The organism is Verminephrobacter aporrectodeae subsp. tuberculatae At4, from assembly GCF_000193225.1.
GTDB lineage: Bacteria > Pseudomonadota > Gammaproteobacteria > Burkholderiales > Burkholderiaceae_C > Acidovorax > Acidovorax aporrectodeae.
The window spans coordinates 20,803-31,976 of the sequence record NZ_AFAL01000415.1; the positions used below are offsets into that span (position 1 = coordinate 20,803).

At 64.4% G+C, this 11,174-nt stretch carries 9 protein-coding genes, 2 tRNA genes and 1 rRNA gene; 4 read left to right on the plus strand and 8 right to left on the minus strand.

Translation table 11 applies throughout. From position 1 onward, the window contains the following. Nucleotides 1–13 precede the first annotated feature (13 nt). From VTU_RS33610 to VTU_RS0112585, 8 genes are all read right to left on the minus strand, one after another. Complete coding sequence (locus VTU_RS33610) at nucleotides 14–166, minus strand: hypothetical protein (RefSeq protein WP_169315396.1); 153 nt, start codon at nucleotides 164–166, stop codon at nucleotides 14–16. Nucleotides 167–314: 148 nt separating this feature from the next. Then, nucleotides 315–390, minus strand: a tRNA-Ala gene (locus VTU_RS0112555). 38 nt (nucleotides 391–428) lie between these two features. Further along, nucleotides 429–505: transfer RNA gene (locus VTU_RS0112560), tRNA-Ile, on the minus strand. A 74-nt stretch (nucleotides 506–579) separates the two neighbouring features. After that, nucleotides 580–2,112, minus strand: a 16S ribosomal RNA gene (locus tag VTU_RS0112565). 476 nt (nucleotides 2,113–2,588) lie between these two features. Continuing rightward, nucleotides 2,589–3,536, minus strand: coding sequence for a LysR substrate-binding domain-containing protein (locus VTU_RS0112570; protein WP_010104665.1), 948 nt, complete (start codon nucleotides 3,534–3,536; stop codon nucleotides 2,589–2,591). Nucleotides 3,537–3,743: 207 nt separating this feature from the next. Further along, entirely contained in the window at nucleotides 3,744–6,032 is a 2,289-nt protein-coding gene (locus tag VTU_RS0112575) for a phosphocholine-specific phospholipase C (RefSeq protein WP_010104667.1), read from the minus strand. Nucleotides 6,033–6,064: 32 nt separating this feature from the next. After that, the gene (locus tag VTU_RS33615) at nucleotides 6,065–6,229 is read right to left on the minus strand and encodes a hypothetical protein (protein ID WP_010104669.1); all 165 of its coding nucleotides are present in this window, start codon (nucleotides 6,227–6,229) and stop codon (nucleotides 6,065–6,067) included. 197 nt (nucleotides 6,230–6,426) lie between these two features. Continuing rightward, the gene (locus VTU_RS0112585; protein ID WP_010104671.1) at nucleotides 6,427–7,404 is read right to left on the minus strand and encodes a GlxA family transcriptional regulator; all 978 of its coding nucleotides are present in this window, start codon (nucleotides 7,402–7,404) and stop codon (nucleotides 6,427–6,429) included. Nucleotides 7,405–7,671: 267 nt separating this feature from the next. On the opposite strand from VTU_RS0112585, the gene choX reads away from it, so the two are divergent. The 4 genes from choX to VTU_RS0112605 are packed head-to-tail and all read left to right on the plus strand — an operon-like array spanning nucleotide 7,672 to nucleotide 11,151. Then, the gene (choX, locus tag VTU_RS0112590; RefSeq protein WP_010104673.1) at nucleotides 7,672–8,622 is read left to right on the plus strand and encodes a choline ABC transporter substrate-binding protein; all 951 of its coding nucleotides are present in this window, start codon (nucleotides 7,672–7,674) and stop codon (nucleotides 8,620–8,622) included. Nucleotides 8,623–8,675: 53 nt separating this feature from the next. Continuing rightward, nucleotides 8,676–9,605 (plus strand): 3-dehydrocarnitine:acetyl-CoA trimethylamine transferase CdhC, encoded by a 930-nt coding sequence (gene cdhC / locus VTU_RS0112595; protein ID WP_010104675.1) that lies wholly within the window; start codon nucleotides 8,676–8,678, stop codon nucleotides 9,603–9,605. Between the two features lie 55 nt (nucleotides 9,606–9,660). Continuing rightward, nucleotides 9,661–10,626 (plus strand): L-carnitine dehydrogenase, encoded by a 966-nt coding sequence (locus tag VTU_RS0112600; protein ID WP_010104677.1) that lies wholly within the window; start codon nucleotides 9,661–9,663, stop codon nucleotides 10,624–10,626. 42 nt (nucleotides 10,627–10,668) lie between these two features. After that, the gene (locus tag VTU_RS0112605; RefSeq protein WP_010104679.1) at nucleotides 10,669–11,151 is read left to right on the plus strand and encodes a thioesterase family protein; all 483 of its coding nucleotides are present in this window, start codon (nucleotides 10,669–10,671) and stop codon (nucleotides 11,149–11,151) included. Nucleotides 11,152–11,174: the final 23 nt, after the last annotated feature.

Below are 11,174 nucleotides of genomic sequence, written 5' to 3' on the forward strand. Positions count from 1 at the left end.
GCCTCCGTCTTCTTCAAGGACCTGCCAGGTCTTTCACCTGGCGCGTTATGCCGTAATGCGACTCCGGATCTTCCGATCCTTCATCGTTTACTTGAATTTCAAACCAAGTTTGAATATTCGTTTTGACGCAATCAAAATTTCTCGTCGCCAGCCATCCCGCTTCCACCTCTTACGGCTTCGCGGTCCTCGCCGGCGACTCTGATTTCGACTCTATGAATTTTTAAGGAACAGCCGATTGATCGCTTGATGTCGATCAACAACGAAGCAGCCTCTCTCGAAGCCGCTTCGGTGTTGAATACCTTTCCCACTGCACTTGGTGGAGGATGACGGGATCGAACCGACGACCCCCTGCTTGCAAAGCAGGTGCTCTCCCAGCTGAGCTAATCCCCCTTCTTTCCGTGCCTGCCTCGGTTGCCCGCTCCGCCTCTTGGTGGGTCTAGTTGGGCTCGAACCAACGACCCCCGCCTTATCAAGACGGTGCTCTGACCAGCTGAGCTACAGACCCCCGTCGGCTTGCGCCAACCTTCCCTCCTACAACCGATGAGTGTGGACGTTCAATCTTGAATGCTTTCTTCCCAGAAAGGAGGTGATCCAGCCGCACCTTCCGATACGGCTACCTTGTTACGACTTCACCCCAGTCACGAACCCTGCCGTGGTAATCGCCCTCCTTGCGGTTAGGCTAACTACTTCTGGCAGAACCCGCTCCCATGGTGTGACGGGCGGTGTGTACAAGACCCGGGAACGTATTCACCGCGACGTTCTGATCCGCGATTACTAGCGATTCCGACTTCACGCAGTCGAGTTGCAGACTGCGATCCGGACTACGACTGGCTTTTTGGGATTGGCTCCCCCTCGCGGGTTGGCTTCCCTCTGTACCAGCCATTGTATGACGTGTGTAGCCCCACCTATAAGGGCCATGAGGACTTGACGTCATCCCCACCTTCCTCCGGCTTGTCACCGGCAGTCTCATTAGAGTGCCCACCTTAATGTAGCAACTAATGACAAGGGTTGCGCTCGTTGCGGGACTTAACCCAACATCTCACGACACGAGCTGACGACAGCCATGCAGCACCTGTGTTACGGCTCTCTTTCGAGCACCTCTCCATCTCTGGAGTCTTCCGTACATGTCAAAGGTGGGTAAGGTTCTTCGCGTTGCATCGAATTAAACCACATCATCCACCGCTTGTGCGGGTCCCCGTCAATTCCTTTGAGTTTCAACCTTGCGGCCGTACTCCCCAGGCGGTCAACTTCACGCGTTAGCTTCGTTACTGAGTCAGTCAAGACCCAACAACCAGTTGACATCGTTTAGGGCGTGGACTACCAGGGTATCTAATCCTGTTTGCTCCCCACGCTTTCGTGCTTGAGCGTCAGTACAGGCCCAGGGGATTGCCTTCGCCATCGGTGTTCCTCCGCATATCTACGCATTTCACTGCTACACGCGGAATTCCATCCCCCTCTGCCGTACTCCAGCCATACAGTCACATATGCAGTTCCCAGGTTGAGCCCAGGGATTTCACATCTGTCTTGCATGACCGCCTGCGCACGCTTTACGCCCAGTAATTCCGATTAACGCTCGCACCCTACGTATTACCGCGGCTGCTGGCACGTAGTTAGCCGGTGCTTATTCTTACGGTACCGTCATCTGCCCCAATTATTCATCAGGACCCTTTCGTTCCGTACAAAAGCAGTTTACAACCCGAAGGCCTTCATCCTGCACGCGGCATGGCTGGATCAGGCTTGCGCCCATTGTCCAAAATTCCCCACTGCTGCCTCCCGTAGGAGTCTGGGCCGTGTCTCAGTCCCAGTGTGGCTGGTCGTCCTCTCAGACCAGCTACAGATCGTCGGCTTGGTAGGCCTTTACCCCACCAACTACCTAATCTGCCATCGGCCGCTCCGTCCGCGCAAGGCCTTGCGGTCCCCTGCTTTCATCCTCAGATCTTATGCGGTATTAGCAAAGCTTTCGCTCCGTTATCCCCCTCGATCGGGCACGTTCCGATGTTTTACTCACCCGTTCGCCACTCGTCAGCATCCGAAGACCTGTTACCGTTCGACTTGCATGTGTAAGGCATGCCGCCAGCGTTCAATCTGAGCCAGGATCAAACTCTTCAGTTCAATCTCGTCTTCTCTTGCCCTTGCGGGCTACCCAAAAGAATCAAAGTGAATCTTCACTTCTGTCTCATGAGCATTTGCGGCCCCCAGGTTCTCACCCGGGCGCCAGTTCCTTGGAACTTGGCACTCGCCATCAAACGCCCACGCTTATCGGCTGTTTGTTTTTAATGATCCTGCTCGCCAAGGCAGCCCGTGGCCCCCTTCGCTTCCCAACCCGGCCTCGATCAGCCAAGCCGCGCACTATAGCACGGCTTTTTGTGCTCCGTCAAACTTTTCGCCAAAACTCCTCTTCCGCCCTGCCCGGCAGGCCCAGCCCCGCCCGCGGCAGGACGCTTCCTGCCGGGCCCCAGAGGCAGTCCGGGCAAGCGTACGGTGCCCGCCCCCGGATGCCGTGAGCGCAGGGGCCCCAAGCCGAGCAGATCGACAAGGAGTAGCCCCAGCATCGGAGACGCCAACACGCTTCCCGCGCGCGCAGTCCGTCAGCGCGGGCAGGGAGGCACCACCAGCGCACCGTTTTGCAGCGACAGCCCGGAAAAGCGCTTTATCATCCACGAACGGAACGAGGCAATCGCGTCATCCATCAAATCGTCCGAATGCGTCAGCAGATAGTAGCCGTAGCCGTCGTCGACCCAGGCATCGAACGGCTGTACCAGCGCGTTGCGGCGCAACTCGTCCAGGAACAGCAAGGGGTCGAGCAGGGCAACGCCGGTGCCGCTCATCGCATACTGCGCCGCCAAGCTCGCCGTGTCGAACACCAGCCCCCGGTTCACAGACACGTTGTGCAATTCTGCCTGGCGCATAAAGTGTTCCCACAAACGGTGGCGCGGCTGACCTTCCAGCTGCACGTGGACGATATCGTTGTGCGCCAGGAGGTCTTCCAGGTCGCTTGCCTTGCGACGCTCCAGCAGCGACGGGTGGCATAGCGGCGTCAACCGGACATGCCACAGCAAGTCGGCGATCAGATCGTTGACCTCCGGTTTGGAATAGACCACGACAATGTCGCCGTTATTTTCCGACATGCCGACCCGGTTGGATATCGTCAGGTCCAGCATGATGTCGGGGAAGGCATCGCGGAATTCGCACAATATCGGCACCGCCAAATTGTGCGCGAAGGTCGGCGGCATTTGCATCTGCAGCACGCGGCGCGGTGCCGCGCCTTCGTCGAGGATGGCCTTGAGCGTCTGTTCGATGCGATCAAACGATTTATTCACTACCGGCAACAACATGCGGCCTGCCTGCGTCAGTTCCAGATGCTGATGCTTGCGTTCGAACAGTTTGATGCCCAGCTGGGCCTCCAGCGCCAAGATATGCCGACTGATTGCGCTCTGCGACACAAACAGGCTATTGGCCGCAGCGGTCACGCTCAGATGCTTTCCGGTCGCTTCAAATGCCCGCAGGGCATTGAGCGGTAAACAGCGCCGATCCATGTCCGGCCTCCTTGCAAGAAGATAGGTAGAGGTCCTTCTGTGGATGGTACTGTACATCACGCACAGTAACCAGATGCATGGGAAAGGGGCGGCGCTCATGCGATGGCCGCCCCGGTTTGCCGGTGAACAAGCGCACGACCGGCGCGCAGACCGCGCCATTTCGTCGATTGCCGATCTACGCCGCGCTGCTGCGGCCGCGCATGCTTCTCAGAGGTCGGCCCGACCCATCGCCGGATCGCTCACCGTGTGCTTGCCGGTTTCCACGCGGCCGGCAAAGCGGCGGAAGTAGCCGGGGTCGGCATCGCAGGTGACGGCGAAGTCGTACCACTGGCCGCTCGCGGCGAGCTCCCAGTGCTGGTCCACGTTGGCACCGCCGTTCACCGTCGCGGTCCACGGGCCGTCGTTGCGATAGGCCTTGGCGTTGATGGTGAACTTGCACGCGGCCTTGCCGTCGTTGCGCATGTTCAGGTAGATATTCCCGTTGGCGATGTCGTAGCACACCCGCACCTCGGGCGTCGCACCGCTGGTGCGCAGCGCGTCGAGATGGCCCTTGAAGTGGCGGTGAAAGCCGTTCGGCCCCAGCACCCACAGGTCGTAGACGCCGCTGTCGTCGGCCACCGCAGCCCAGGTGTCGTCGAGCCCCTTGCCTGCTTCCAGCATGTAGCGGCGCGGCAGGCGGTCGAGGTGGCGCTTGTCGTAGACATGGAACACGGCGGCGGCCTTGCCGGTGTTGAGGAACAGCAGTTGCAGCTTGCCATTCGCCACGTCGGCCTTGGCGCTGGTGTGCAGCTCGTACGGCAGGGCGCGCGAGGGGCGGGTGCCGGTGGCCTGCTGCGGCAACGCCTGCGTAGCGGGCAGCGGAATTTGCGAGAGCTTCTCCTGCTCGGTCCGCAGTTGGTCCGCTTCGGCCCGGGTCTTGCGTCCCGCAAGTGTGGGCAGCACTTCGCTGTTCGGCGTTGCAAAGTTGAAGGCGCTGGTCAGGTCGCCGGTGATCGCGCGGCGAAACGGCGAGATGTTCGTTTCCTTCACGCCGAATCGCACTTCGAGGAAGCGCAGCACCGAGGTGTGGTCGAACACCTGCGAGTTGACCCAGCCGCCGCGGCTCCAGGGCGAGATGACGTACATCGGCACGCGCGGGCCGGGGCCGTAGACACGACCGTCCGGCGCCGGAACGCTCGCGGGCGTCCCGGGGATCAGCGGGTGGGTGTAGCGCTCGAACGCCACGTCGGCGTCGCTGAGCGTGGTCTTGCCCGCCACGCTCTTGTCCGGGTTGATCGACGGCGCGGCAGGCGATGGCACATGGTCGAAGTAGCCGTCGTTCTCGTCGAAATTGACTATGAACACCGTCTTGCTCCACACATCAGGCGATGCGGTGAGCGCGTCCAGCACCTGCTGGATGTACCACGCGCCTTGCACCGGGCTCGAAGGTCCCGGGTGTTCGGAATACTCGGCCGGGGCCACGATCCACGACACCTGCGCGAGTTTGCCGTTGGCCACGTCCCGTTTGAACGTGCCGAGCAGGCCGCCGTCGCCGGGCATGGTGTTGGCGACGCCCTTGTAGAGCGGGTTGCCCGCATCGTCGCTGGCCGGGTCGTAGGCCGGCAGTGTCACGCCCGCGGGCGGGCCGGCGTTGTCGTCGTAGCGCATGTCGTTCTTGCCGGATGCCCTGTTCGCCACCCGGTATTTCTGGAAGCCCGCCAGCGGGTTGTCGGTGAAGTTTTCGGGCAGGTTCTGGTAGACCATCCAGCTGACCTTGGCGTCCTGCAGGCGCTCTGGATAGGTCGTCCAATTGCAGCCGTAGGTGGTCGAATCGACGCCGGGGTTGGTCACGGGGTCCCATGGAAACCGGAGGTTGTCCCAGGCGTTGTTCACCGAGGAGACACCTGCCAGGCCGCTGCCCGTCTGGCCCGAGGGACCGTTGGTGCCGCTCCAGTGGAACAGGCGGTTCGAGTTGGTGCCGGTGTGCATGCTGCAGTGGTAGGCATCGCACACGGTGAAGGCGTTGGCCAGCGCGTACTGGAATTGCAATTCGGCCTCTTGCAGGTAGCCCATCGACTGCGTGAAGGGCGCCGTGTCGGTGGCTTTGTGCTTCGGCCATTGGCTGAGGCGCCCACCGTCCCATGCGTTCTGTGCGTCGGTCCAGCCGTGCGGCGTGCCGGTGACGCGTTGCGCGTTGCCCTTGGTCTGGTCGAGGTGATACGGCAGCACCACCTTGCCGTTGGCGTCGCTCTGTTCCCAGACACGGCGCCCGCCGGCCAGCGGAATGGCGAAGCGGTCACCGAAGCCCCGCACGCCCATGAGCATGCCGAAGTAGTGATCGAAGGAGCGGTTCTCCTGCATCAGGATCACGACGTGCTCGACGTCCATGATCGTGCCGGTCTTGTTGTTCGCAGGAATGGCGAGCGCGCGGCGGATGCTCGGCGGGAATGCGGAGAACGCGAGCGCGGCGGCGCCCGTGGCGGCGGTACCGGTCAGGAATTTGCGGCGCGAGTTCATGGGCTTGGTCTGGTCGTTCATGTCGTTGGCCCTCAGGGTGCGCAGCTCTTCACAGGAGCGACGCCGGTGTCGGGTTGTTGTGGGGTGCTGGGCGAGCCAGCGGCGGCGACGTCGCCGCCACTGTCGCTGCAGGCGCAAAGCGCGCAGGCCACGATCAGCGCGGGCAGGAGCCGCACGCTCAGGGGGGAAAATTTCATGGGTCTATCCTTTGTTGTGCCGTGTTTGTGGAGGAGGCAGGGAGCGCGCGGCGAATGCCTCATTCATCTTGCGTTCCTCTGGTGACAGCGGTTTGACAAGTTCCGCGAACACCAGCGCCCAAGAAAAATGGGGCCCGAGGGCCCCTTGCGACAGCAATGAAAAGGAGGAATGCGCTGGTTTCTCCCCTTGGCGTCGTTCACGAAGTTGTGCGTGCGTGCGGCACGCGAGCGGTGGCCCGCGCCGGACTGCGGTCCCTGCGCGGGCTGGTGCCGAATTTCGCGCGGTAGGTGCGCGAGAAATGCGATGGCGACTCGAACCCACACGCGACGCAGATCGAGGTGACCGTCATATCGGTCTGCTGCAGCAGCTCGCGCGCGCGCTCCAGGCGCAATTGCCGATAGAAATGCTTCGGCGTGTCCTCGAGCGCCGCGCAGAACAGCCGCTCCAACTGCCGGCGCGTGACGCCGACCTCCTGCGCGAGCGCGTCGGGCGCGAGCGGCTCCTCCATGTTCTGCTCCATCGCGCCGATCACCTGGATCAGCTTGCGGTTGTGCACGCCGTAGCGCGCGGCGATCTGCATGCGCTGATGGTCCGAGCGCTGCCGGATGCGGCCCACGACGAACTGCTCGGACACCGCCGCCGCGAGCGCCGCGCCGTGGCTGCGGCCGATCAGGTCGAGCATCATGTCGATCGACGCGGTGCCGCCGGCGCAGGTGATGCGCTTGGCGCCGATCTCGAACAATTCCTGGCTCGCGCGCAGCGCCGGATAGCGCTCGCGGAACGCCGACAACGCCTCCCAATGCAGGGTCAGCCGGTCGGTCGCGCAAAAGAGCCCGGCCTCGGCGAGAACGAAGCTCCCGGTATCGATGCCCCCGAGCGTCGCGCCCGCGCGCGCGAGCCGGCGCAGCCACGCGGCGAGCGCGCGGCTGTAGCAGGCCAGCGGGTCGAAGCCCGCGACGACGAACACGGTGCGCGGATCGGCGGCGTGGAACGCGGCTTCGGCGTTCAGCGAGATGCCGTTGCTCGCCATGACCGATGCGCCGTCCATGCTCAGGATGCGCCAGCGGTACAGGTCGTCGCAAAAGCGGTTCGCGACGCGCAGCGGTTCGGCGGCGGACATGAAGCCGATGGCCGAAAAGCCCGGCAGCAGCAGGAACGAAATGTCTTCGGGCATCGTGCAGCGGGTACGGTGTTGGCTTTCGTGCGGGGTCGGGTGAGCGTAGCAAGCGGTGCCCACGCCCGCAAGGCCCATGGGTACTGGCTTGGCGGCGCGCGCACCATGCTGGTTTTCCCTTGGGGTCGCAAACGGGCAAGAACCGGTCGCTGCCGGTCGCTTTGGTACGGGCACGCCACGGTACCTTCCCCCCACGCCAAGCACTATTGCCCGCGCGGCAGGCGGATGCGCAAGCCGCGCGCAACAGACCCAAGGGGAAGGAGCTCCATGCCACTTGACGCCAAAACCTTGTCCTCCAGCCTGCTGTGCGCCGCAGCGCTGCTGCAGCCGGTTTGCGCGCAGGACCCGGACAGCTGCCGCAAGGTCCGCTTTGCGAATATCGGCTGGACCGACATCACGGCAACCACGGCGCTCGCGTCCACCGTGCTCGAAGGGCTTGGCTACCAGCCGGTGACGACCGTCGCGTCGGTGCCGATCTCGTTCACGGGGCTGAAGAACCGGCAGATCGACGTGTCGCTCGGCTACTGGTGGCCGGGGCAGGAGCGGATGATCACGCCGTTCGTCGAGGCCAAGACGATCCAGGTGCTGGAGCCGCCGAATCTGCCCAACGCAAGGGCGTCGCTCGCAGTGCCGAGCTACGCATACGACGCGGGACTCAAGACCTTCTCCGACATCGCGCGCTACCACACGGAACTCGACGGCAAGATCTACGGCATCGATTCGGGAACCAGCGCAAACGCATCGATCAAGGCGATGATCGACAAGAACCAGTTCGGCATGGGCAGCTTCAAGCTGGTCGAATCGAGCGAGGCGGGAATGCTCATCAGCGTCGAGCGCGCGGTCCGCGACAGGAAGTGGGTGCTGTTCCTCGGGTGGGAACCGCATCCGATGAACATACAGATCGACATGCGCTACCTGACCGGAAGCCAGGGCGCGTTCATCAACGACGGCGTCGCGCGCGTCTATACGCTGACCGCGCCGGACTTCCTCACGCGCTGCCCGAACGCCGGCAGGCTCGTGGGCAATCTGCGCTTCACGGCGCAGATCGAGAACACCGTGATGCAGGACCTGCTGAGCAGGGACCGACCCAAGCCCGCCGACGCGGCGAAGGCGTATCTCAAGAAAAACCCGCAGGTGCTCGACGACTGGCTGGTCGGCGTGAAGACGTACGACGGCAGGGAGGGGCTGCCGGCGGTGAAAGCCCACCTCGGTCTCTGAAGCCGGCACCGGAACGCCCCCTCCCACGTGCAAGCACAGGAATGACCCCGCGCATGAACCACGAAGTCATCGTCACCTGCGCCGTGACCGGCGCGGGCGATACGGTCGGCAAGCATCCGGCGATCCCGGTCACGCCCCGGCAGATCGCCGACGCCGCGATCGAAGCCGCGCGGGCCGGCGCCACCGTCGCGCACTGCCATGTGCGCGATCCGCTGACCGGCCGCGGCAGCCGCGACCCGAAGCTGTACCGCGAGGTGCTGGACCGCATCCGCTCGTCGGGTACCGACGTGATCATCAACCTGACCGCGGGCATGGGCGGTGACCTCGAGATCGGCTCCGGCGAAGAGCCGATGCGCTTCGGCGCGGCAACGGACCTCGTCGGCGGGCTGACGCGGCTCGCGCACATCGAGCAACTGCTGCCGGAGATCTGCACGCTCGATTGCGGAACGCTCAATTTCGGCGACGGCGACTGCATCTACGTGTCCACCCCCGCGCAGCTGCGCGCCGGCGCAAAACGCATACAGGAACTCGGCGTGAAACCGGAGCTGGAGGTCTTCGACACCGGGCACCTGTGGTTCGCCAAACAGCTGCTCAAGGAGGGGCTGCTCGATGCGCCGCCGCTGTTCCAGATCTGCCTGGGAATTCCCTGGGGCGCGCCCGCCGACACGGCGACGATGAAGGCCATGGTCGACAACCTGCCGCCGGGCGCGCAGTGGGCCGGCTTCGGCATCGGCCGGATGCAAATGCCAATGCTCGCGCAGGCGCTGCTGCTCGGCGGCCACGTGCGCGTCGGCCTCGAAGACAACCTCTGGCTCGACAAGGGCGTTCCCGCGCGCAACGGGACGCTCGTGCAGCGCGCGCTCGAGATCATCGAGCGGCTCGGCGGCCGCGCGCTCTCGCCCGCCGAGGGTCGCCGCACACTCGGCCTGCCGGCACGTGGCGCGCGACCGCTGGAACGCCGCCCGCCCGAGCCGTTCGCCTGATGAACGGGGCAGCAAGGCATCATTTGCATCATTTTTCGCAAGCATCGGGAGCAGCATGCCAGTGATCGTCGATATCAGGACATTTGCCGCCATCGGCGCCGGCGTGATCGGCAGCGGCTGGGTCGCGCGCGCGCTCGCGCACGGCCTTGACGTGCTGGCCTGGGACCCGGCGCCGGGTGCCGAAAAGCAGTTGCGCGAGAACCTTGCGAACGCCTGGCCCGCGCTCGAGCGCGTCGGCCTGCGCGCCGGGGCGTCGCAGGCACGACTGCGCTTCGTGGATACGCTGGTGGCCTGCGTCGCGGACGCGGACTTCATTCAGGAGAGCGCGCCCGAGCGCGCCGAGCTCAAACGCGCGCTGCACGAACAAATCGGTCTTTCCGCAAGGCCCGATGCGCTCATCAGCTCGTCGACCTCGGGCCTGCTGCCGACGGATTTCTACGCGCGCACCGCGCATCCCGAGCGCTGCGTGGTCGGCCATCCATTCAACCCGGTGTACCTGCTGCCGCTCGTCGAGGTGCTCGGCGGCGAGCGCACCGCGCCCGCGGCGCTCGAAGCCGCGCAGCAGGTGTACCGCGCGCTCGGCATGCGGCCGCTGCACGTGCGCAAGGAAGTGCCCGGCTTCATCGCCGACCGGCTGCTCGAAGCGCTGTGGCGCGAGGCGCTGCATCTGGTGAACGACGGCGTCGCAACGACCGGCGAGATCGACGACGCAATCCGCTTCGGCGCAGGAATCCGCTGGTCGTTCATGGGAAGCTTTCTCAGCTACACGCTGGCCGGCGGCGACGCGGGAATGCGCCATTTCATGCAGCAGTTCGGCCCCGCGCTCGAACTGCCGTGGACCCGCCTCGTCGCGCCGCAGCTCAGCGCCGAGCTGATCGAGCGCGTGGTCGACGGCAGCACGCAGCAACTCGGCACGCGCTCGATCAGGCAGCTCGAACGCTACCGCGACGACTGCATCACGAGCGTGCTCGCAGCGATCCACGCCGCGAAGGCGCGCCACGGCCTGCGCGCCGACGAGTAGCGCCGCGGGTTTCGGTCCCCTCACCTTCCAAGAGCGCAAGCCATGCCAGAACTGGAGCTCTACCGCGGCACGGTGCGGCCGGAATGGGTCGATTACAACGGCCACCTGCGCGACGCCTACTACATGCTGATCTTCAGCTTCGCGACCGACGCGCTGATCGAGCGCATCGGCCTCGACGCGGCGACCCGCAGCGCACGCAAGCGCTCGCTCTTCACGCTCGAAGCGCACATCAACTACCTGCACGAAACCCGGCTGGGCGCGCAACTGCGCATCGCTGCGCGGCCCATCGCACACGACGCGAAGCGCCTGCATCTGTACCTCGAAATGTTCGCCGACGCGCGCTCCGATCCGGTCGCGGCGAGCGAGCAGATGCTGCTGCACGTGGACACGGGCGGCCCGCACGCGGTCGCATTCGATCCGGACGTCGCCGCGCGCGTGCAGGCCTTCGCGCACGCCTGCGCCGCGCTGCCGCCGGCGCAATACGCGGGCCGCACGATCGCGCTGCCCCCCGCGCGGCGCGCATGACGCAAGCACCGCAGCCCAACCCC